Annotated in this window: 11 protein-coding genes; 8 read left to right on the top strand and 3 right to left on the bottom strand. The window is 40.2% G+C overall.

The genetic code is table 11. The annotated features are described in order from the left end of the window. Window positions 1-59 precede the first annotated feature (59 nt). Window positions 60-7,100 carry a type I polyketide synthase gene (locus tag BCL90_RS21285; RefSeq protein ID WP_121287323.1) on the bottom strand — a complete coding sequence of 2,347 codons (7,041 nt, stop codon included), beginning with the start codon at window positions 7,098-7,100 and terminating at the stop codon, window positions 60-62. A gap of 741 nt (window positions 7,101-7,841) precedes the next feature. Between BCL90_RS21285 and BCL90_RS21280 the strand changes: the two genes are divergently transcribed. Together BCL90_RS21280 and BCL90_RS21275 are read left to right on the top strand one after the other, a co-directional pair. Then, on the top strand, window positions 7,842-9,215 hold the full coding sequence (locus BCL90_RS21280; protein WP_244095110.1) for a rhamnogalacturonan acetylesterase: 1,374 nt from the start codon (window positions 7,842-7,844) through the stop codon (window positions 9,213-9,215). Window positions 9,216-9,236: 21 nt separating this feature from the next. Then, window positions 9,237-11,582, top strand: coding sequence for a glycoside hydrolase family 127 protein (locus BCL90_RS21275; protein ID WP_121286997.1), 2,346 nt, complete (start codon window positions 9,237-9,239; stop codon window positions 11,580-11,582). Between the two features lie 429 nt (window positions 11,583-12,011). Here BCL90_RS21275 and BCL90_RS21270 read toward each other — a convergent pair whose 3' ends face one another. Both BCL90_RS21270 and BCL90_RS21265 read right to left on the bottom strand, forming a co-directional pair. Then, window positions 12,012-13,553, bottom strand: a complete 1,542-nt coding sequence (locus BCL90_RS21270) for an alpha-N-arabinofuranosidase (protein WP_244095111.1) — start codon at window positions 13,551-13,553, stop codon at window positions 12,012-12,014. 13 nt (window positions 13,554-13,566) lie between these two features. Further along, window positions 13,567-15,567, bottom strand: a complete 2,001-nt coding sequence (locus tag BCL90_RS21265; protein WP_121286993.1) for an alpha-L-arabinofuranosidase C-terminal domain-containing protein — start codon at window positions 15,565-15,567, stop codon at window positions 13,567-13,569. Between the two features lie 582 nt (window positions 15,568-16,149). Here BCL90_RS21265 and BCL90_RS21260 point away from each other — a divergent pair. From BCL90_RS21260 to rhaM, 6 genes are all read left to right on the top strand, one after another. Beyond that, a complete protein-coding gene (locus BCL90_RS21260) occupies window positions 16,150-17,922 on the top strand; it encodes a rhamnogalacturonan lyase (protein WP_244095112.1) in 1,773 nt (590 codons plus the stop codon). A 10-nt stretch (window positions 17,923-17,932) separates the two neighbouring features. After that, complete coding sequence (locus BCL90_RS21255) at window positions 17,933-18,700, top strand: rhamnogalacturonan acetylesterase (protein ID WP_121286989.1); 768 nt, start codon at window positions 17,933-17,935, stop codon at window positions 18,698-18,700. A gap of 122 nt (window positions 18,701-18,822) precedes the next feature. After that, window positions 18,823-19,614, top strand: coding sequence for a rhamnogalacturonan acetylesterase (locus BCL90_RS21250; protein WP_121286987.1), 792 nt, complete (start codon window positions 18,823-18,825; stop codon window positions 19,612-19,614). A 95-nt stretch (window positions 19,615-19,709) separates the two neighbouring features. Beyond that, on the top strand, window positions 19,710-22,613 hold the full coding sequence (locus BCL90_RS21245) for an exo-beta-1,4-galactosidase (protein WP_121286985.1): 2,904 nt from the start codon (window positions 19,710-19,712) through the stop codon (window positions 22,611-22,613). Between the two features lie 20 nt (window positions 22,614-22,633). Beyond that, complete coding sequence (locus BCL90_RS21240; protein ID WP_121286983.1) at window positions 22,634-23,761, top strand: glycoside hydrolase family 88/105 protein; 1,128 nt, start codon at window positions 22,634-22,636, stop codon at window positions 23,759-23,761. A 222-nt stretch (window positions 23,762-23,983) separates the two neighbouring features. Next, window positions 23,984-24,292, top strand: coding sequence for an L-rhamnose mutarotase (rhaM, locus tag BCL90_RS21235; protein ID WP_121286981.1), 309 nt, complete (start codon window positions 23,984-23,986; stop codon window positions 24,290-24,292). Window positions 24,293-24,295 lie beyond the last annotated feature (3 nt).

The following is a 24,295-nucleotide window of genomic DNA, read 5'->3' as shown; positions in this document are numbered from 1 at the left end:
GAGCTAAAAATATCGACAGGTTATCTTTTAAATGCATCTTAGTCATCGAACTCAGGTTTTTATGTCCAGGTGTTTCCGGCCATGATTAATACCTGGCTTTCTTTACCATATTTAAGTTCGTTCAGGAAAGTTTCCATACCATCCTCTAAAGGAATCAGGGCAATTCCCCTGCGTTGATATTCTTTCTCTAGGGTTGGCGAAACCATACCTGCTCCTTTCCACGGACCCCAGTTTATGGCCATTACCTTACCTTGAATCTTCTGTTTTAAGGCCCAGGCATATTTATCCATCACACTGTTTGCAGCAGCATAATCGGTTTGTCCGCGATTTCCATAAACAGAAGCAATACTCGAGAAAAGAATTACAAACTGGGTTTCTGGTCGTAATTGTTCGGCCAATACCCTTAATGGGGTTACTTTGGTATCGAAAACACGTCCAAATGATTCGGAAGTTTTATTATGGAACAATTTATCTTCCAGTAAACCTGCACCATGTACTACACCATCAATACGTCCGTAATCTTCATAAACCTGGTTGATTAAGCGGGTCAAAGCTTCTTCATCTTTAAGGTCCAGCGATTCGTAAACTACCGTAGATCCACCTTCTTCTAAAGTTGCAATGCAACGTAAAATCTGGTTGTTTTTATAGATTCTGTTTGTTTCCTGTTCTATTTCGGCAGGTTTTTTAATTTCACCCTGTTTAATTACATATTGCCTGATCTCATCTTTGGTTTTTAATGAAGAACTGGCTTCGTTTGCAGAGGCGATCGGGTTTGCCGAACGGCCTACTAATATGTATCTGCAAGGATAATCTTTCGCAAAGTGGATCATTAATTCAGCCGTAATCCCTTGTGCACCACCTAAAACCATTACTACGGCATCTTTATCCAAGTGGATATGTGCATCGGTTTCGGTGCTCAACTGGTGTGGTACCAATTCCATAATGTGCCTTTTATGGTCATTGTAAATGATTTCCGAAGGTTTATCCGGATTGAGGATTTCATTTAAGGTAATATTGGTGATTTCATCTGGCGACATTTTGGTTTCCAGACTGATGAAACGGCATTTGGTGTGTTCGTATTCACGATCTAAACTTTTAAAGAAACCTGAGTAACCCTGGTAATTTCTCAAGAAAGAAATATCCGATTGATCGTTAAAATATTGTTTGGTATCCGCAATCAGGTACACCCATTTTACGGTATCAAAGTTTAGTTTTTTAATGGTGGCGAAATGATCGAGAATACCCACTTTTTGCTGTGCTTCGAACATATTCAGGATAATAAGGCCCTGATAGCCATCCAATGAATCTTCAAAGTTCACCAGATCGGCAATGGCACCATGTTTTTCCAGCACTTTCTTGATTTTGATCGCCTGGCCTCCACCATCGTCAGTTAAGGCAAATCGTTGCCCTTTTAAAATGGCTGCTTCAGTAATGGTAAGCGCAGCAGGAGTCAGCTCAAATCTTAAACGGGATAATTTTTCTCTAACCGTTTGATTGTCTATGCTCTCCTCAATAAGCTTTTTTGCTTCTGTAAGCACCTCCGAACTTTCTGCTTCAACATTAGCAATCCAGTTAACCAGCGCATTTAAAGTTTTAATTGCAGCCAGTTTCTCCATTAAATCGTCAGCCTGATCGCCCTGTGAACCAAATCCGATTTTTTCTTTAAGAGAGGCGATAATTTCCATTCTTTTGATTGAATCGATGCTTAAATCGGCTTCAAGATCTAATTCCATGCCTAACATTTCTTTTGGATAGCCGGTTTTTTCACTCACTATATCAAGAATAGCTGATTTTAACTGGTCTAACGAAAATTTTGCAGGTTCGGCCTGACTTGTTGCCGGGGTTACCAGAATAGGAGCGTTAGCTGATTTTGGCTGTTCGGTATTTTCGGTCATCCAGTTTACAAGACTGCTTAAGGTTTTAAGGCCTGCAAGCTGCTCCATAATTTTATCTTCTGGAAGGCTCAATTGAGAAAAACCACCCAATTCTGTACGCAAAGCACCGATAATTTCTACACGTTTAATCGAATCGATGCTTAAATCAGCCTCAAGATCCATTTCCATACCCAGCATTTCCTGCGGATAGCCAGTTTTATCGCTTACAATTTGTAAAAGCACCAGTTTTAAATCTTTTTGTGCAACCACAGGTGTTATTACTTCGATGGTTTGCGCTTGCGGCACTTCCTGTTTTACCATGATCTGATTTTCAATGCGGGCCGGTTGGGGTGCCTGATAGGAGGCCAGGGGTTGATTAATGATTTGTGAAGGCATTGCAGGAGCCTGTCCTAAAAAGGAAAGCATCACATCGCGTTGTGCCTGAATCAGCATTTTCATGCTATGCAGGTACTCCTGCATCATTAAGTCTTTGGCAGAGCCATTAGTGGTTTGATTTTCAGTTAGTGTAGAGGTGTTATTCATAAGGATAATCGGTTTAGTAATAGGGGATGCACCATTTGCCGGAAGTTTACCTGTTGATGGAACAGCGTGTTGGCCGTTTACATACCAGATGGCAGGACTTTTTTTATAGGCTGAAGGCTCTTCCAGCTTGATGGTTTTAACTGAGCGGCCTTCGAACAATTTTTCAAGCTTGATTTCACGGCCTGTAGCCATATAGCCAGCCAACGTGCCCAATAAATTGCTCAATTTGTTCTGGCCTTGATCTTCGGTGTGTAAAATCACTTCATCTTTACCGATGCACGATTTGGTTAAACCGCTTAGCACCTTGCCAGGGCCAACTTCTACGAAAACCCTGGCTCCGGCAGCATACATATCCCTTAGCTCATCAACAAAAAGGACAGGTTTTATCAAATGGTCAGTTAAACGTTCTTTAACTGCTGCAGCTTTAACGGGGTATTCTTTTGCCGTGGTGTTAGACCAAACGGGAATTTTCAGATCACTGAAGTTTATACCAGATAGTACTTCCTGGTAAAGTGCTTTCGATTTGGCCACCAATGGACTATGGAAAGCACAGGCCACTTCAAGCGGACGGAAAGAAATTTTAGCTTCTTTTAGCACTGCTGCCAATTGGCCAATGGCTGCAGTACTACCTGCAATTACACACTGTGTTGGCGCATTAAAGTTTACCGGATAAACGTCTTTGATGCCGCCCATGTATTGTGAAAGATCTTCCTGTTTTGCACTCACGGCGAGCATAGTGCCCGGATCGCCGTTTTCTACGGCATTCAAAATAGATTGTGCCCGTTCAGCACTCAGGTAAACCAAAGCTTCGTCTTCAAAAGCACCAGCAAAACAAAGTGCAGGCAATTCGCCATAACTGTGGCCTGCAACCATATCAGGAACAATTCCTAATGATTTTAAGAAGTTAGCGATTGCAAGATCGACGATACCCAATAACGGTTGTGCCATGCGGGTGTCTTTAATTCTTTCTTTTTGTGCTTTTGCATCAGCCTCATTAAATACAGTATTCGGGAAAAGGATTTTTTCGTATTCAGGATAAGCAGTCAGCAGTTTTCTCATTTCCGGAAAAACAACGAAAAGATCTCTGGCCATGTTTACGCGTTGGCTACCTTGCCCTGGGAACATAAAGGCAACTTTACCGTCCTGTTTTTTAGTGAGGTAGGTATCTTTGCTTTCTACGCCAGATAAAACCAGGTCGATTTTCATGACCAGGTCTTCTGCATGGTTGGCAACGATGCTCAGTTGAACAGGTTTGTTATCGACTGTTGCAAGGCTATATGCAATATCTTTCAGTTCGATCTGATCGTTTATTTCTAAGAGGGTTTTTACCGAAATCACGTGGTTTTTGGCCTCTTCATAGGTATTCCCCCTGAAAACAAAAAGTTCGGAAGGCCATGATTTCAAGATCGAATTTTTATTTTCTGTATTCTGAGCACTTTCCAGTACTGCATGGAAGTTTGTTCCACCGAAACCAAAAGCACTTACGCCTGCATATCGTTTTTCTTCCATCCATAAACCCGCTTCAGTATGGAAAGCGAAAGGACTGGTTTGTGCATTATAAATGCTATTTGGTGTTTTTAAATTAATGGTTGGTGGTTTTATTCCATGGTAAACGGATAGGGCTGCTTTTATTAAACCGGCAATTCCCGCGGCACATTTGGTATGGCCGATCTGCGTTTTTACAGAGCCTAAATGTGTTTGCCCGGCGGTTGCACCCGATTGATTAAGCATATCGGTCAATGCACTGATTTCAGTTTTATCGCCTACAACTGTACCTGTACCGTGCGCTTCTACCAAACCAACCAGTGACGGGGTAATTCCAGCCTGGCTGTAAGCCCTTTCTAAAGCATTTACCTGTCCATTTTTGCGTGGAGCAGTTAAACCAAGGCTTTTTCCATCACTCGATCCTCCAACACCTTTAATAATAGAATAAATGGTGTCGCCATCACGTAAAGCATCATCATATCTTTTTAATACAATCATGGCAATCCCTTCACCAAGTGCAATTCCATCAGCTTCTGCATCAAAAGTGGCGCATCGTCCTTTTTTAGATAGCGCGTGCGTGCTCGAGAACATGAGGTAATCATTGATGCCATTGTGAAGATCTGCTCCACCGGCCAAAACCATATCCGATTTCTCTAAAAATAGCTCCTGGCAGGCCAGATCGATTGCTGCCAAAGAGGAAGCACAAGCCGCATCAACGGTGTAATTTCTGCCACCAAGGTTTAACCTGTTGGTAATTCTGCCCGAAATTACATTCGCCAAAATGCCGGGGAAAGAATCTTCTGTTGTTTTTGGTAAGGCCGCGTCTAACTCGGCAGGCATTTCGCCAAAAACCTGTTTGTAAAAGCCCCTGAAACTATAACTGTTAGCCAGATCGTTTCCGCCCTCTGCACCGATAATTACCGAAACATTTTCGTTATCCACACCGCCATCGCCATAACCTGCATGCTGCATGGCCTGTTTAGCCACCATTAAGGTTAACAATTGGGTAGGTTCTATGGCCGCAAGCGATTGTGGCGGAATGCCAAATTCTAAAGGATCAAAATCTATTCTCGGAATAAAACCGCCCCATTTAGAGTGCGACATATCGCCAGCAGTAGACTCGGGATTGTAATACAATTCTTTGTTCCATCTTTCATCTGGTACTTCTGTTACCGAATCTTTGCCCAAAATGATGTTGCGCCAGTATTCTTCAAGATTTTTTGCTCCGGGGAAAATACAAGCCATACCCACAATGGCAACATCCAAAGCTTTGGTTTTATTTTCAGGAGGTGAAGAAAGTTTAGCGCTTAAAATATGTGTGTAATTATTGCCTGCTACATCCTGATGAAGATCGAGCAATGACATCACTTCTTTATGCATAGGTGCAATCTGACCGATCATGTACATGCCCAAATCAGTTTGTTCAGTCTCATTAATTTTTACGAGTTCATCGCCACGTCTTTCTATTCCTTTTGCAGCAATACGTAAACGTCCAACATTCAGGGTTTCCAGTTTTGCCCAGATTTCTTTTTTATCCATACCTTCTGCCTGAAGTTTCTTTTTTTCTTCATTAAAGAAAGTGGCAAATGACGAATTTAAACACCTTGTTTCGTGTCCCGGAGCAGTTTCGAGCAAAACGGTTTCGTTCGCTTGCATGGCTTCCTGCTGGAATTTATCTAAAATTGCACCAGTACTTACGGCTTCTCTGGTATATAAATAAGCGGTGCCCATTAATACACCGATTTTCATTCCTTTGGCAGCCAAAGGAGCAGTCATTACCGAAATAAAAGCGGTAGAAAAAGCATCATGAATGCCACCGGCAAAGAAAACACTAATGCTTTCAGGATTTTCTTCTTTTAATAAACGTTCGATCTGTTTTTCCCACAGCACCATGCTGGATAGTGGGCCAACATGTCCGCCACATTCCCGACCTTCGAATACGAAACGTTTAGCGCCTTCTTTTAAAAACATATCTAAAAGAGAAGCAGAGGGCACATGAAGAAAAGTTTTGATCCCTGCTTTTTCGAAGGGTTTAGCCTGCGATGGCCTTCCGCCCGCAATTAGTAATACGGGAGGTTTCGCATTTAATATATATTCCTGTTGTTCATCTCTAAGCTCTTGTGGTGCAAAACCTAAAATACCTACGCCCCAGGTTTTTTCACCAGCCAGTTTTTTAGTTTCTTCGATCAGGTTTTTTGCCGATGCACCCTTTAGCAAGGATAACGCTATAAACGATAAGGCGCCAGCTTCTGAAACAGCATTGGCAAATGGCGCTACATCGCTTACCCTGGTCATTGGACCCTGTGCAATAGGGTAGGTGATGTTTAAATCTTTAGCTAATGGATTGTCTGCCTTGATGATATTAATGGCTTTGGCTTGTTTTAAGTGGCCATAAATGGCTTCTTTTATGCCAAAAACCAATTTATCGAGCTTTTTGTATTTCGTTACCAGATCAATCGACAGGCTGATGTCCTGACCCATTGGAAGGTAGTTTGCTTCCAGGTCGTAACCTTTAAAGTACTGTTGAAGACCATTATAATTTATATCCTCTGCCAATGCTGGTGAATTAGGACGGGCCAATACACGGCAGTTATCGATCAGTTTTGTTTCAGTTCCACTTAATTTACCACAAACAGTTTTTAAATCTTCAGGAGCTGAGCATTCAGGGAATAACGCGAGTTGACTATCTAAAATGATGCCTGTTGCGCCTTGAGCCATTAAAGAGGCAGCTGTATGAATACCCACGCCACCCTGAACCCATACCGGAATGGAAGTGATTTCTTTAATAATCCGCTGAAAAAGAACAAAAGAAGATTCGTAAGCCACACGACCAGTACCCTCATTACCTTTTACTATAATCCCATGGGCACCGTTAGCTTGTGCAACCCGTGCGGACTCCAGATCAAAAACCTGATAGAAAATTTTTGCTGATGTTTTACGTTTTAGTACGAAATCATACGGTAAAATAATTAAACTTACCTGGGTGGGGAGATCAATGTCTGCTAATTCTAATGAATTGATGCTTACGCCGAAATCTGCAATAGCTAATTCTATAACTTCTTTAAGGGCTTTTTTAGCTTCATTTTTGCTATGTCCAAGACTGAGAACCGGAAAGCAATCTGCTTTTTGTAAATTGGAAACCAATCTACTATCAGGAATTTCGAAGGGAGTTACTCCAATAATGGCGTGTTTATTCATGGCTTTAGATTTTGATTCTAATCTTCTGTTTGGTGGATGATTTAAGCGGAACATAATGGTTCTTTATGTCGGCCGTAATACAGAATTACCAAGCTTTTTAGGGCTAAAAATAATTTGTATGATTAATAGCACTAATATAGTGATATTATAAGTCAATTATTTTAAAAATTTATAAATGAATGAACTGAACAATAGCTTGAAAAATACCTTGTTTTTTCATTAAAAAATGAATTTTTAGAACAAAATTCTTGTTAATATTTTCAATTGTCTTTCTTTTTATTTTTTATATAAATTTTATATACAAAAGAATCGAGACTGTGTTGAGTTAATATTAATAATGGGTTAATTTATGAATTATTTTTTGTAATTGCTTGATTTTATACATTTTGTGTTGATTTTTTTTTAAAAAAAATAAATTTTTATTGATTTAAGTTGGTGAAATGGAGCTTTTCGTATTGTTTATTAATATTTCTTAAGCTTAGAAATTTTTAATTAAAAATTGAAGAAATTTATATCACATTATGAATTGATTATTTTTGTATTATTAATTAGTGTTTTAAGTAGGGTGTTTGTTGTTTTTTGTGTTTATCGATGATACACATTTAATGAAAAAACGCGTAAAATTTTAAATATGCTGTTCGTTCTTATTTTAAATGGAAATTGTTTTTATATATTCGTATGATAATCCTCATTATGACGTTTAATTAGCCAGATGTCAATTTTTATGAGAAAACGGTCTGAATGGATAAAACCATTGTGCCAGATCTTGCAGCAAATCCGAACGATATGAGCATTCAAAAGTTTATTAAACCATTTGTTTTTCTTGGTTTGATAGCCAATCTGTCACAGGCGCAGGAAAAGAACAGTTACAAATTCGATTTCGGACCTGCTAAGGTTGTTAAAGGTTATACACAAGTTTTACCTGATGATGCTTACAGTAAAGAAAAAGGCTTTGGTTTTGATTTTGATTCGAAAGTTGAAGGTATAAATTATGACGGGAAGAATCGTTTAACTTCAGATCTGGTAAAAAGCAATAAACCATTTTATTTTTCGGTTTCGGTGCCTGAAGGAAATTACAAAATCAAGGTAACACTTGGCGATCAGAAGGAGGCAATGTTAACTACAGTAAAAGCCGAATCGAGAAGGTTGATGCTTGAAGATGTAAAAACAAGGGCAGGGCAGTCGATAACGAAAACATTTATTGTAAATGTTAAAGATAAACATATTGCGGGCGGGCAAGTGGTTTCACTAAAGCCGCGGGAACTCACCAAACTTGATTGGGATGACAAACTGACGTTGGAGTTTGACCATCAAACGGCCTTACAGGCACTCGAAATTACGAAAGTTGAGGATCAGATTACTGTTTTCCTGGCGGGGAATTCGACAGTGGTGAACCAGGATGATGAACCTTGGGCATCGTGGGGGCAAATGATTCCGAGGTTTTTTAAATCAGGAGTTGCCATTGCCAATCATGCTGAATCTGGCTTAACACTGGGTTCATTTTTGGGTAGCAAACGTTTAGCCAAGATTTTAAGTGTAATGAAGCCTGGCGATTACCTGTTCATCGAATTTGGACATAACGATCAAAAAGACAAAGGACCAGCCGATGGGGCATATAAATTGTATACCGAAAGATTAAAAACATTTATTTCGGAAGTGAAGAAAAAAGGCGGAATTCCGGTTGTGGTTACCTCAACCAGCAGAAGATCTTTTGGTGCAGATGGGAAAATTGTAAATTCTCTAGGCGATTTTCCTGACGCAGCACGGAAGGTAGCTATGGAAGAGAAAGTTGCTTTAATTGACCTGAATGCTATGACATCAGTTTTGTTTAATGCATTAGGGGAAGAGCCCTCAAAAAAGGCGTTTGTCCATTATCCGGCCAACAGTTATCCTGGCCAGGATAAAGCATTGGCCGATAACACGCATTTTAACCCTTATGGCGCTTATAAAATTGCACAATGTATAATCTTAGGCATTAAAGAACAGCAATTGGGGATTGCAAAATATCTGGTAAATGATTTACCAAAATTCGATCTTGCAAAACCTGATGATCCTGCAAACTGGCACTGGCCGGAGAGCCCTAAAAGTAGTGTGCTTAAGCCAGATGGAAATTAGAACAAAATATTACCTAAAAAGATGAAGAAAATAATAACAGTCGTTTTAATTACCGCTCTATGCGGAACTGTTTTCGGTCAAACTGCATTGCAGCCATTTAGTTTATCAGAAGTCCGTTTGCTTGAAGGCCCCTTTAAACAGGCCCAGGAAACCGATAAAAAATACATGTTATCGCTGGATGCAGACCGGCTTCTGGCGCCATATTTAAGGGAGGCGGGGCTAAAACCCAAAGCAGCATCTTATGGTAATTGGGAAAACACCGGTTTAGACGGGCACATCGGTGGGCATTATTTGTCGGCGCTGGCTTTAATGTATGCTTCCACCGGCGATGCAAAGGTGAAAGAGCGGATGGAATATATGATCACCGAATTGGATAAATGTCAGCGCCAAAATGGAGATGGATACCTGGCGGGTATCCCGGGTGGCAAGGAAATCTGGAAAGAGATTAAAGCCGGAAACATTAAATCATCCAGTTTTTCGTTAAATGGAAAATGGGTACCCCTGTATAATATCCATAAAATTTATGCCGGGCTATACGATGCTTATGCAGTTGCGGGTAATGCCAAAGCAAAGCAGATGCTGATTAAACTAACAGATTGGTGTGTAGACATGGTTTCCAATTTATCCGATCAGCAGATACAGGAATTATTAAAAAGTGAGCATGGTGGATTAAATGAAACTTTCGCTCATGTTTACGCGATAACTGGCAACCAGAAGTATCTTCAATTGGCAAAACGATTTTCGGATCAATCCATCCTAAATCCACTATTAAAAAATACAGATGCCCTGAACGGTTTACATGCAAATACGCAGATTCCGAAAGTGATTGGTTTTGAGCAGATTGCTTTGTTGGATAAAGATGCTGCCTGGGCAAATGCAGCTGCTTTTTTTTGGAAAACGGTAGTTGAACATAGAACGGTAGCCATTGGTGGAAATAGCGTAAGAGAACATTTTCATCCCGCCAATGACTTTTCTTCAATGACAGAATCGCGCGAAGGCCCAGAAACCTGCAATTCTTATAACATGTTGAAGCTTACCAAGCAGTTGTTTTTAGCAGATCCTTCAAACACTTACCTGGATTATTACGAACGTACACTTTACAATCATATCCTTTCTTCGCAAAGGCCGGAAGGTGGTTTTGTGTATTTTACTCCAATGCGGCCGGGACATTACCGTACCTATTCTAATCCGCAGGAAAGTTTCTGGTGCTGTGTAGGTTCAGGATTGGAGAACCATGGCAAATATGGAGAACTGATTTATGCACACCGTGCAAATGACATATATGTGAATCTTTTTATCCCCTCAACCTTAAATTGGAAAGAAAAAGGTATTCAGCTTATACAGCAAACACTTTTTCCAGATGCTGAGAACACGACAATCAAACTGCAGTTAAAAAACAAACAACGCTTTGCCTTACATTTTCGTCAGCCTGCCTGGGTAGGACATGGGAAAATGGCTGTGCTGGTAAACGGAAAAAAAGTAACAGTTAAAAGCGAGGCAAATGGTTATGCCAGTATCGATCGTATCTGGAGTACAGGCGATGTTGTTAATATTGCTCTGCCGATGCATACCACTACTGAGTTTATGCCCGATGGTTCTGATTGGGTAGCCTTTCTCCGTGGACCGATTGTACTTGCTGCGGCAATGGATACTTTAAAACAGCCCAATTTAACCGCTGATGGCAGCAGGATGGGGCATATTGCTTCGGGTACTTTATTTCCGATCAGCGATGCACCATTGGTTACCGGGGCTAAAAATATGCTGGCAAATGAAATTACGTTGACCGATAAAAAGAGTTTAACTTTTAATGCCCGGAATGCAATCTATCAACCAAAATACAAATCCTTAAAATTAGTTCCTTTTTATACCCTGGCCGAAAAACGGTATGTGGTTTATTTTCCTTACAGCAGCGCTGCGGCATTGCCGGAACGGGCAAAGGCGATTAAGTTGGCTGAAGAAGAAAAGATGAAGATTGAACAGGAAACCGTCGATCTGATTAATACGGGAGAGCAGCAGCCAGAATCTGACCACAATTTTAAAGGTGAACAAACCGATAACGGAACGTTTCAGGAAAGGCATTTCAGGAATGGGAAAGCATGGTTTAGTTATGTACTTAAAAATAAAGGCCTATCCGGAAATAAGCTCCGTTTAACATATTTTGGAAAGGAAAAGAACAAAAGTTTCTCTATCCTGATCAACGGTGTTACAGTTGAAAATGTAAAGTTAGATGGGAGCAAGGGTGATGTTTTTTATACTCAGGAATATCAGATTCCAAAAGCGCTGTTAAAAGCAGATGTAGAAGTAAAATTTGTTGCCGATCAGGGATCGGCTATTGCCAATATATATGAAGTGAGGTTGGTGAAATAGATTTATGCTGATGTGGTCTGTGGGGACACAGACCATGGCACAAGGAGGACTGATTTTCGTGATCTTATTCTGTGGTCTGTGTCCTCACAGACCACTAGCGTTATTCAAATGCAATCGTCTTCCTGAACTTGTTTCAGGATCTATTATGAAGGTTTTTAAGTGGGTATGTTAGACTATAAAGATGCTAACCTGTAGCGAAGCGGAAAGCTACGCAGTAAAACAAGTTCAGCAGGACATGTGGAGGGTAAATTGATGTAGTCTGAACGATGGGTTTATTAAGTATGGCGTCATTTCGACTGAAGTGCAACGAAATGGAGAAATCTTTTTCACGAATCTAAATGGTCTGTGGGGGGCACAGACCACGGAATGTGGCATATTAATTTTTTCATGAATCAGGACAAGGTGTTAAACTCTCTTGTCCTGATTAAATTATTTTAATTCCAATACAACAACAGATTGAGCAGGTAATTCTACTTTTAATGAATTGCCTGATTTTTTTGCACCCGTAAATTTTGCATTGTGCACTTTGTTCAAATCGTTAAATGTGTTTACATCAGTTAGTTTAGCTGAAGTTAAAATCTGTCCTGTAACTGTGCTCCATTTCAAGCCATCTAAAACCGTACTTAGTACAATTTTTTTGTTAGGATCTAAATTAACCAAAGAAATATGAATGGCACCACTGGCATCCTGAGAAGCAGAAACGTTTAAGGCAGGTATTTTTTGACCTCCTACAACATAATCAGGACTGGTAAAGGCAATTGGTAAATATTTGGCATCCTGGTGCACTTTGTACAGATCAAAAACATGATAAGTAGGGGTAAGGATCATCTTGTCTTTTTCAGTTAGGATTAAAGCCTGCAGCACATTTACAGTTTGTGCCAGGTTAGCCATTTTAACACGATCGGAGTGGTTATTAAAGATGTTTAAGGTCGTTCCTGCAATTAAAGCATCGCGTAAACTGTTCTGCTGATACAAGAAACCAGGGTTAGTTCCAGGCTCTACATCTGTCCAGATTCCCCATTCATCAACCACTAAAGCAACTTTCTTTTTAGGATCATATTTATCCATTATGGCGGAGTGTTTGCTAACCAGTTCTTCCATGTGTAAGCAGTTTTTCATGGTCGAAAAGTACTGTGCTTCATCAAATTTAGTGGCTGATCCTTTTTTGCCCCAGTTTCCTGTTGGGATAGTGTAATAGTGTAAAGTTAATCCCCACATTTGGTCGCCAATATTTTTCATACAGGTTTCTGTCCAGTTGTAATCACCTGAATTAGCTCCACTGGCAATTCTTTTTAGCGGAGCACCCGGATAGTTGCGTGCATAAGTGGCATACCTGCGGTATAAATCAGAATAATAAGCAGGTGTCATGTTACCACCACAACCCCAGCTTTCGTTACCTACACCCCAGAAAGAAACTTTCCATGGTTTTTCTCTTCCATTTTGGCTGCGAATAGCCGTCATTGGGCTTACGCCATCAAAATTCAGATATTCTACCCATTTGGCCATTTCTTCAACGGTTCCGCTGCCTACATTTCCTGCAATGTAAGGTTCGCAATCGAGCATCTGGCAGAGGTCTAGAAATTCGTGTGTACCAAAACTATTGTCTTCTGTTACGCCGCCCCAATTGGTGTTAACCATTTTTGGACGTTGGTTTCTCGGTCCAATGCCATCTCTCCAATGGTATTCATCAGCAAAACAACCTCCCGGCCAGCGCAGGTTCGGAACTTTTATCTTTTTTAATGCCTCAACAATATCTAATCTTATTCTACCTTTATTAGGGATAGTCGAATTTTCATCCACCCAGAAGCCATCATAAATACAGCGGCCCAGATGTTCCGAAAAATGACCGTAAATGTGCTTGCTCACCACTTGATCGCCTGCAGGTTTAATGGTTAACTGGGTTTCATTTTGTGCATGCACTAAAATCGAACTGCAGAATAGGGCTGCAGATAAAAGAAGTTTTTTCATCATGGTCTCGTTAAGTCTATTGGTTAAATGGGATTTTGATCACGTTAAAAGAGTAAGGTTTTAACGCGATGTTTAATTTTTTGCCTTTTAGGTTAATCGTGCTTTTTTTCGGGCTTACCGCTTCAGGATTTTCGAAAGAATTAACCTGTTTAAGGTTGTTGTTCGCTATTTCCTCATTAGTAGCCTTATTTTTTAATTTTATTTTTCCTTCAAGGTCAAAATCAATATTCTGCGATTGATCGGAGTTGTTAGAAATTTTAATGATCAGTTCTTTTTTGGCCTGATCGGTTACCGCAGAAGCATAAAGGCCATCCTGACCGATAATGTTCTTCTCATCAAGCGTAATTGCAACTACATCCGTTCCTTTATTCATAGAAAACTGTTTCTGTACATAATAGTCAGGTGTTCCGTACGATTTCAGGTTATCTACCCAGATCATATCGGGTGCCCACTGCCAGGCGTCAATATTAGCAAAAAGCGGGGCATAAGAGGCCATTTGTACCACATCTGCATTACGCTCCAAACCTGTCATTAACGAAGCCGAAGCTAATGCACTTTGCCAGTTATTGCGGTTACTTCCAACTATACTATTGTCTGCATGTACTGCATATTCGCCAACAAAAACCTTCGATCCGTTTCTGGGATAATTATCGTAACGGCCAGCGTTTTTTAAAAACCAATCGGCAGAGCGGTAATAGTGTTCATCAATAAAGTCAGCATTATTGCTTCTTAAAGTAGTATTCAATAAGTTAAAGCGATCACCTTCAGGATCCGTTCCCGAGCTGTTGATCAGTTTAAAATCAGGATATTTGGCTTTTATGGCTTTAGTGAAAATGGCTAACCTTTCCAGGTATTGTGGTCCCCAGTTTTCGTTGCCAACCCCCATCATTTTAAGGTTAAAAGGCTTTGGATGTCCTAAATCAGCCCTCATTTTTCCCCATTTAGTTGTTACATCGCCATTGGCAAACTCGATCAGGTCTAGCGCATCCTGTACATAAGGATCTAGTTCGTCAAGTGAAGCTACCTCAGCAGAGTTGAACTGGCAGGCCATACCGCAATTTAATATTGGCAAGGCATCTGAGCCTATATCTTCTGCCAATTGGAAATATTCGAAAAAGCCTAAACCAAAACTCTGGTAATAATCTGGTGCTGAACGATTTGCGAATTCAGTATTCCAGCGGTTGATAATCAGTTGTCTGTTTTCAATCGGGCCAATGGTTTTTTTCCACTGGTAACGGTTGGCCAGATCGGTTCCTTCTACAATACAGCCGCCTGGGAAACGGACAAAACCGGGTTTCATATCGGCCAGTAACTGCACCATATCTGCCCTTAACCCTTGTGGACGGTTTTTCCAGGTATCGCCAGGGAAAAGACTAATCATGTCAAGATCGATGTTTCCATTTCCTTGAAACAGAATGGAGAATTTAGCTTTTGGATCGGTTTCAGTAGCGGTAAAACTTGCCGATTGTTTTTTCCAGTCGCTACCCGTTTGATCAGGTGTTAAACTTCCTTGTCCAATAATTTTATTGTTCGCATCTTTTAACAACAGCACAAGTTTAACTCCCGGAGTTGATTGACGGTACATCAATGAAAAATCGTAGCGTAATCCTTTTTTTACACCGATACCTTTAAATCCTTCGTTTACGAGCTCAAAATCGTCGGTTTGTTTTTTTACCTGTAAATATCTGGGATTTGCAGTGTTTACCTCTTTACGGTTTACCACCAATATTTCACCTTCTTGCTGTTTTTTTCGCTGGATCGTCCAGCCCATTAGCGGTTTTGCAAATTCGAAAGAGCGGTTTTTGATGAGTTCGGCATAAATACCGCCATCGGCGCCAAAGTTAATATCCTCAAAAAAAACACCCCACATGTTCGGTTGCACTTTGGCAATAGAATGGTCTGTTTTAACTTTGATCACTTTTGCAGTTTGTGCCTGCACTTCTGTAGTATAGCCAATTCCAATTGCATACGCTATGCATGCCGAAAACACACTTTTTACAGGGTAATTTAATTTCATACGGTTTAATATTTGGAAGATCCTAAAGGTAAAAGTAAAATATTTAAAATAATAAACGTTAACTAAACATTTATTTTTTTTCTTTTTCAGCTATTTTGTTTTTAAATTCTACAATCTTTGCATTAACGAAAATAAGATAAGCAAAGAAATATAAATGGAAAGTGTAAAGGCTTCAGTAAAGTGAATTTTGCTTAATGTTTAAATTTTTTTAGCAGAAATCTTTATTATAGCTTACTGTCATTTTCGAAAAGCAGGATACTACAGGATGCGCCTTAAAAATATACTATTTACATTGGACATGAATCTTTAATAGCGGTTACCCGGCAGTTCTTAAATTTACTAGCCAAATTATGCATTGATGATCCTTCGTTTCTCAGATATTCTGGTATTGATCAAGCCGGTTGTAATTACAGATAAAGGAGTAGCTATATCAGTCAAAACAGCCTTTAAAGTTTAATAAACCATGAATCGATTCCATTTTTTAATTAAGCTTGTACACAAGCCATGATGACCAAAATCGTTACAGTTTCCTGCTTCATAATTTGCTTGTTCTTTGCGACTAAGCTTTTCGGCCAGCGCCAAATGGAAAAACTGGGCCGTGGTGTAATTGCAGTCCGGCAAAATAACGATTCTGTTTATGTAGGTTGGCGGATGCTGGGTACTGATGCCGATGAAATTGCCTTTAACTTATACCGCAAATCAGGGAATAATGAAGCCATAAAACTCAATCATAATCCCATTACCAAAAGCACTAATTTTGTTGATTCAGGGGTTAAATTCGATCTTCCGAACAGCTATTTTGTAAAACCGATTTTAAAAGGCAGTGAGTTGGAAGCCAGTAAATCGTTTACGTTACCAGCTAAGCCATCTATTCAGCAATATTTAACGATTCCTTTAAAAACACCAGCAGGTTACATGCCTAACGATGCTTCTGTAGGCGATTTAGATGGAGATGGTGAATATGAAATTGTATTGCATCAAACTGGCCGGAGCAGGGATAACTCATCAAACGGTATTACCGATCCACCGATTTTTCAGGCTTATAAATTAGATGGAACCTTTTTGTGGGAAATTAATTTAGGGAAAAACATCCGCGAAGGTGCCCATTATACTCAATTTATGGTGTACGATCTGGATGGCGATGGCATTGCCGAAATGGTATGTAAAACTGCCGATGGAACAGTAGATGGCAAAGGAAAAGTAATTGGCGATGCGACTAAAGATTGGCGCAACGCGAACGGTAAAATATTGGATGGTCCTGAATTTTTAACTGTGTTTAGCGGTAAAACCGGAGAGGCTTTAGCCACAACAGATTATATTCCTGCCCGTGGAAATATTGGCGCCTGGGGAGGCAAAGGTGGAAACGGAAAAAACGATAATACGGGTAACCGGGTAGATCGGTTTAATGCCTGCGTGGCCTATTTAGATGGAATTCATCCAAGTGTAGTGATGTGCAGGGGGTATTACGGCAGAACGGTTTTGGCAGCCTGGGGCTGGCGCAATGGTAAACTAACTTCACGATGGGTATTTGATAGTAAAGATGGTAAAAACTCTTTTTCCGGGCAGGGCAATCACAATCTTACAGTTGCAGATGTAGATGCCGATGGAAAAGACGAAATTATTTACGGTTCAATGTGTGTGGATGATAATGGAAAAGGATTATATACCACAGGATTGAGGCATGGTGATGCCATTCATGTTTCAGATCTTGATCCGGAACACCCTGGGTTAGAAGTTTTTGGTATACATGAAATAGAAGAAGGTACAAAGGGGCCTGGTGTGGCCGTTTACGATGCGAAAACCGGCAAAATATTATGGAAAGGATCACCCGACGAGGATGTAGGCCGGGGAGTGGCTGATAATATTGACAATAGCCGTTTCGGTGCGCAGATGTGGTGGTCGGGATCGAACGGATTATATGATATAAAAGGCAATAGAATTGGGGATCAGCCAAGATCAACTAATTTTTTGATTTATTGGAACGGTGATTTATCGAGAGAACTTTTAGATGCAAACCACATTGATAAATACAATGGCGGCAGGCTTTTTACGGCTGATGGAGCTGTTGCTAACAACGGAACCAAATCTACACCAGCATTAAGTGCCGATATTTTTGGCGATTGGCGTGAAGAACTGATCTTAAGGTCGTATGACAACCAAAGTTTACGCATTTATACCACCACAATACCGACAGTACACCGCAATTATACTTTAATGCACGATCCGCAGTACCGTTTAAGTATCGCCTGGCAAAATGATGGCTACAACCAACCGCCACATACCGGCTTTTATTTCGGCTTCGGAATGAAGAAAGCACCAAAACCCAATATCACACTTGTAGAACCCAAAAAATAATAATTATAAAATGAAAAAATATAGCTTTATCCTGGCAGGAATGATCATCATTATTTGTTCTGCTGCCTTTATCGCTCAACATAAGCCCGTTTTGCATATCATTGGTGATTCTACTGTCCGTAATTTGAACAAAGAAACCTGGGGCTGGGGAACACCGATTGCTTCTCTTTTTGATAGCACCAGGATTGATGTAGAAAATAACGCCATGGCCGGAAGGAGCACGAGAACTTTCTTGTCGGAAGGCAGGTGGGAGAAGATTTTGAAAACATTAAAGCCAGGCGATTTCGTTGCCATGCAGTTCGGACATAACGACGGAAGCGTACCTGATACAACAAAAACAGGAAGAAGAGGTGTATTAAAAGGAATCGGCGAAGACACTAAAGTATTAACCTGGCCGGATGGAAAAGTAGAAACGGTGCATACCTATGGCTGGTATATCCGCAAATTTGTACGCGAAACCAAAGCAAAAGGTGCTACACCAATTGTAATTTCCATGATCCCAAGGAACATTTTTAAAGATGGCAAAGTGGTTCGAGCCAATAACGATTTTGGAAAATGGGCCGCTGATGTTGCCAAAGAAGAAAATGCCTGTTTCGTTGATCTGAATAAAATAACAGCCGATAAATATGATGCGCTCGGTCCGGATAAGGTAAAACTGTATTTTCCAGGCGACCATACCCATACCAATTTAGAAGGCGCAAAAGTTAACGCTGCATCTGTTGTAGAAGGAATTAAAGAATTAAAAGACTGTAATTTGAAAAAGTATCTTCTTAAATAAAGGAGAAAGACTAAAACTAAAAGACCAAAGGCAATATAAATCTGTGTAATCCAACAATCGGTGTAACCATCCCGAAGGTTGTAATCAATTAATCCGTATAATCAACCCCGAAGGCAATAACAATGAAATCGACTAAATTCCTACCCCTCATTCTCTTAACTTCTTTTCTTGTTTTTTCTTCCTGTATCATCTTAAAACAGCAGGTAAAACCCACTTTATTCCTTATCGGCGATTCGACTGTTAAAAATGGAAAAGGTAAAGGTGATGGTGCTTTATGGGGCTGGGGAAGTTTTATCGGAGATTTATTCAACAGTGAAAAAATCAACGTCGAAAACGATGCACTTGGCGGTACCAGCAGTCGTACTTTCCAAACCAATGGTTTGTGGGATGCTGTTTTGGTAAAAGTAAAAAAAGGCGATTTCGTAATGATGCAGTTTGGCCATAACGATAGTAGCCCATTAGACGATACTGCCCGTGCCCGTGGTACCATAAAAGGTATCGGAACGGAAAGTAAAGAGATTTATAACCCGATTAAGAAAAAGCAGGAAGTGGTTTATACTTATGGCTGGTACCTGCGCAAATTCATCAGCGATATTAAAGCTAAGGGCGCAACACCTATTGTTTGCTCACCAATTCCACGCAATCCGGTTAAAGATGATGCTGTAGTTTTAGCCAACGACAGTTATGCCAGCTGGGCAGAAGAAGTTGCAAAAGCCGAAAAAGTCGATTTTATTCCATTGAACCAAATTATTAAAGATAAATATGCCGCTTTAAGTGCAACTGAGGTAAAGACATTTTTTACCGAGAAAGACCATACGCATACCAATGAGGCAGGAGCGAAGTTAAATGCAGCTGCTGTTGTAGAAGGCCTGAATAAATTAAAACACAATAAACTGAATAGCTACCTGAAATAAGTCATGGAGCAGGATACTACAGGATGCTTTCCTGAAGATATTGTCTTATTTTAACAGCCTAACCAAATACCAGCGGTGATAAACCGTTCAATTTTATGCAGATACAGGTTAACCGAGTTTTCAAAGTGCTGATGAGCATTGCTTTTATATTTTTAAGCATCACGCAAACACATGCCCAAAACATTTCGCTTGCTGGTAAATGGCGTTTCAAAATTGATGCTAAAGACGAAGGCATTAAAGGAAAATGGTATTCCGCCATTCTTCCGGAATCTGTTCATCTGCCAGGTTCAATGGCCGGAAACCTAAAGGGCGACGACATTACCTTAAAAACAAAATGGACAGGAAGTATTTACGATAGCTCGTACTTTTTTCATCCCCGCTTAGAAAAATATCGAAAACCTGGTAACCTGAAAATGCCTTTCTGGTTAACCCCCGCCAAACATTATACTGGCGCGGCATGGTACCAGAAAGATATCGTAATTCCAGCCAGTTGGAAGGGTAAAAGAATGGTGTTATCTCTGGAATACCCCCATTCAGAAACGAGGGTTTGGATAGACGATATTGAAATCGGAACACAGTATACCTTTGTGGTTGCGCAGAATTTTGAACTCCCGGCAAATTTAAAAGCAGGAAAACATACCATCACTTTATTAATCGACAATCGCATCAAAGCGATCAATGTAGGGCAGGATTCACATAGTTTAACCGACCATACTCAAGGAAACTGGAATGGTGTAGTCGGTAAAATGGAGGTAATTGCAGGTTCGCCTGTTTATTTTGAAGATATCCAGGTTTACCCTGATTTAAAGAAAAAGTCAGCGAAGGTTAAAATCCAACTTAAGGCTGGTGCCAATCAATCTTCTGCAGGGAAAATTATACTTTCTGCCAGCAGTTTCAATACCAAAAACGTACTGCAGGTAAAACCCGTAACAGCAACTTATCAGATCACAAACGGCGAAGGTAGCTTAGAAATCAATTTGCCAATGGGCGATAAAATAGCCACCTGGGATGAGTTCGATCCGGCATTGTACCGTTTAACAGCAACTTTACTATCGAAAGATGGCAAAAAAGACGAGAAAAAAGTGCAATTCGGCATGCGCGAGTTTAAAGCTGTAGGCCGAACTTTTGAAATTAATGGTCGTCCGGTTTTTTTACGCGGTACGGTTAACAATTGCGAATTTCCGTTAACCGGTTATCCGTCAATGGATGTTGCCGCATGGGTACGCATTTTTAAAATTTCGAAGGCCCATGGCTTAAACCACATGCGTTTCCATTCGTTTTGCCCACCCGAAGCTGCTTTTATTGCTGCAGATCAAATCGGCTTTTACCTTCAGCCAGAAGGACCAAGCTGGGCGAACCATGGTACGTCTATCGGAGATGGAAAACCGATCGACCAGTTTATTTACGATGAAACCAACCGCATGACCAAAAACTATGGCAATTATGCATCATTTTGTATGATGGCCTATGGTAACGAACCGCGCGGCAGACAGGTTGAATATCTTACTAAGTTTAATAATTATTGGAAAGCAAAAGATTCGAGAAGATTATACACAGGCGCTTCAGTTGGTGGTAGCTGGCCGGTTATTCCAAACAACGAATATATGGTTCGTGCTGGTGCAAGAGGTTTAGATTGGGGCAGAAAGCCGGAAAGTATTTCAACCTATGCCAAACAGATCGAGCAGTTTACCGTACCTTTTGTAGCACACGAAATGGGGCAGTATTGTGCCTTTCCTAATTTCGATGAAATAAAAAAATACACAGGTGTTTATCGCGCAAAGAACTTCGAAATGTTTCAGGAAGATCTCAAAGACCACGATATGGCCAATCAGGGGCACGATTTTTTAATGGCTTCGGGTAAATTACAAGCCCTTTGTTATAAAAATGAAATTGAAAAAGCATTACGCACACCAAATTATAATGGCTACCAGTTATTATCGCTAAATGATTATCCTGGGCAGGGAACCGCACTTGTAGGTGTTTTAGATGCCTTCTGGGATGAGAAAGGTTATATTACCGCTAAGGAATTTAAGCGCTTTTCTAATAGCACGGTACCTTTGCTAAAAGTTTCAAAATTTGTTTTTACCAATAATGAAACCCTGGAAGCTGCTGTAGAAGTGGCGCATTTCGGGCAAGCGCCAATTGAAAATGCAAAACTCTCATGGACACTCAACGATGAGGGCGGCGTAAACGTAGCCAAAGGCAATTTCAATCCTAAAGCCTTAGCTGTTACTAATTGTATTGCCATAGGAGAAATTAAATTTCCCTTAAGTGGTATTACAAAAGCAGCAAAACTGAAACTGGAAGTTACCATCGATGGAACTGAATTTGCCAACGATTGGAATTTCTGGGTTTATCCTGCGCATTTGCCAGCGGTTAAAAGCAATGTGTACTATTGCACCAGTTTAGATGATAAAGCCCGGTCCGTTTTAGCAGATGGTGGCAATGTTTTTCTCAATGCAGCTGGCAAAATAGTAAAAGGAAAAGAGGTGGTGCAAAGCTTTCTTCCTGTTTTCTGGAATACTTCCTGGTTTAAAATGCGTCCACCACATACTTTAGGGATTTTATGTGATCCAAAACATGCTGCTTTTAAAAATTTTCCAACCGATTATCACAGTGAGATGCAATGGTGGGAAATTGTAAACAAATCGCAGGTGATGAACCTCGAAGATTTTCCCTCTGGATTTAGGCCTATTATTCAACCAATCGATACCTGGTTTTTGAACCGCCGTTTGGCATTGGTTTTCGAAGCAAAAGTGGGTAAGGGGAAACTTGTGGTTTCAAGTGCCAATCTTTCACCTGATTTAAAAGATACTCCTGCTTCACAACAACTTTATTTCAGCTTACAGCAATATATGATGTCTGATCAGTTTAATCCAAAATATGAAGTGGCTTTTAATACCGTAAAAGATATCTTCGAAAGTCCTTCGAAAATTCAGTTTGATACCTTTACAAAAGATAGTCCGGATGAGTTAAAACCAAAACCTAATTCCAATTAATCGATAAGCGAAATATCACCATGAAGAAATTTATATTCAGTTCCGCTCTGATTCTCAGCATATTTACACAGGTGCTTTTTGCACAAAAAATCTCCAATAAAAAGAAGGTTTTAAAAGTATTGAAATCAACAAATGCTTATTTTATGAATAAATGGCCTGATGCCGGGAAGTCGATCATAACCAATAGGGAGCGGCCAAGCAACATCTGGACGAGGGCAGTGTATTACGAAGGATTAATGAATCTTTATAAAATTCATCCTGAAAAAGCATATTACGATTATGCGGTTCAATGGGGCGAAAAACACAACTGGGGCCTAAGAAATGGTATTACTACAAAAAATGCCGACGATCAGGCCTGTGGACAAACCTATATTGATCTTTATCTGATCGATAAACAACCCGAACGCATTAAAGACATTAAAGCTTCTATCAATCTGGTAATCAAATCGGGCAAAGTAAATGACTGGACCTGGATTGATGCGATACAAATGGGGATGCCTGTTTTTGCCAGACTGGGTAAATTATACAACGATACCACCTATTACAATTACATGTACAAAATGTATATGCATTCTAAAAATACCGAAGGTGGTGGCTTGTACAATGCCAAAGATGGCCTTTGGTGGCGCGATAAAGATTTTGTGCCCCCTTATAAAGAACCAAATGGGGAAGATTGTTACTGGGCGAGGGGGAATGGATGGGTGGTGGCCGCATTGGTACGTGTGTTAGAGATTATTCCTGAAAATGAAACTCATCGCAACGAATATTTAAAAACCTATCAAGAAATGATCAAAGCTTTGGCGGCCATCCAGCGTACTGATGGTTTCTGGAATGTAAGTTTGCACGATGCGACCCATTTTGGCGGTAAGGAAACTTCGGGCACTGCTTTGTTTGTATATGGCATGGCTTGGGGTGTAAATCAGGGTATTTTAGATAAGACTACTTATCTGCCGATTATTACTAAAGCCTGGAAGGCCATGACGAAAGATGCCGTTCAAAAAAATGGTTTTATCGGTTTTATGCAGGGAACAGGTAAGGAACCAAAAGACGGACAGCCGGTAAGTTACACCAGCATGCCTGATTTTGAAGATTATGGTTTGGGTTGTTTCCTATTGGCCGGAACAGAGGTATATAAGCTTAAAAAGTAACTGAGATGAATTTCAGAGATTTAGGAAAAACACAGGCCATGAATATTTGTGATTCTGAACATAGTGAAGAATCTTTAAGCATAGAACACAGGTTTAGCTAAAAACACTGAACCAAAATGTAAATGAAGAACTCTGTTTGAGTGCTTATCGGTTCTGGATTCTTTACTGCATTAAGAATGACAGGGCTGGTTACTAAAACTCATTAAAAATAAAATTAAAAACATGAAAATTGCATTCAAAATGAAGCTTAAACCCGGTTTTAAAGCAGAATATAAAAAGCGCCATGATGAGATCTGGCCAGAACTATCTGCTTTATTAAAGGAAAATGGGATCAGCGATTATTCTATTTTTTTAGATGAAGAAACCAATACACTTTTTGCTGTGCAACAACAAAATGGCAGCTCCTCTCAGGATTTAGGTAGCACCCGGATCCTGCAGAAATGGTGGGCATACATGGCCGATATTATGGAAACCAATGCCGATAATTCTCCAAAAACATTTCCTTTAGAAATGGTATTCCATTTAGATTAAAAT

Origin of the sequence: Pedobacter alluvionis (genome assembly GCF_003664035.1) — a bacterium.
GTDB lineage: Bacteria > Bacteroidota > Bacteroidia > Sphingobacteriales > Sphingobacteriaceae > Pedobacter > Pedobacter alluvionis.
This window is presented reverse-complemented; position numbering and strand designations above follow the sequence as displayed.

Excerpts from the sequence above, each read along its gene's own strand:
- BCL90_RS21285 (WP_121287323.1), bottom strand. The coding sequence starts at position 7,100 with ATGAATAAACACGCCATTATTGGAGTAACTCCCTTCGAAATTCCTGAT.
- BCL90_RS21280 (WP_244095110.1), top strand. The coding sequence starts at position 7,842 with ATGGATAAAACCATTGTGCCAGATCTTGCAGCAAATCCGAACGATATG.
- BCL90_RS21275 (WP_121286997.1), top strand. The coding sequence starts at position 9,237 with ATGAAGAAAATAATAACAGTCGTTTTAATTACCGCTCTATGCGGAACT.
- BCL90_RS21270 (WP_244095111.1), bottom strand. The coding sequence starts at position 13,553 with ATGATGAAAAAACTTCTTTTATCTGCAGCCCTATTCTGCAGTTCGATT.
- BCL90_RS21265 (WP_121286993.1), bottom strand. The coding sequence starts at position 15,567 with ATGAAATTAAATTACCCTGTAAAAAGTGTGTTTTCGGCATGCATAGCG.
- BCL90_RS21260 (WP_244095112.1), top strand. The coding sequence starts at position 16,150 with ATGGAAAAACTGGGCCGTGGTGTAATTGCAGTCCGGCAAAATAACGAT.
- BCL90_RS21255 (WP_121286989.1), top strand. The coding sequence starts at position 17,933 with ATGAAAAAATATAGCTTTATCCTGGCAGGAATGATCATCATTATTTGT.
- BCL90_RS21250 (WP_121286987.1), top strand. The coding sequence starts at position 18,823 with ATGAAATCGACTAAATTCCTACCCCTCATTCTCTTAACTTCTTTTCTT.
- BCL90_RS21245 (WP_121286985.1), top strand. The coding sequence starts at position 19,710 with ATGCAGATACAGGTTAACCGAGTTTTCAAAGTGCTGATGAGCATTGCT.
- BCL90_RS21240 (WP_121286983.1), top strand. The coding sequence starts at position 22,634 with ATGAAGAAATTTATATTCAGTTCCGCTCTGATTCTCAGCATATTTACA.
- rhaM (WP_121286981.1), top strand. The coding sequence starts at position 23,984 with ATGAAAATTGCATTCAAAATGAAGCTTAAACCCGGTTTTAAAGCAGAA.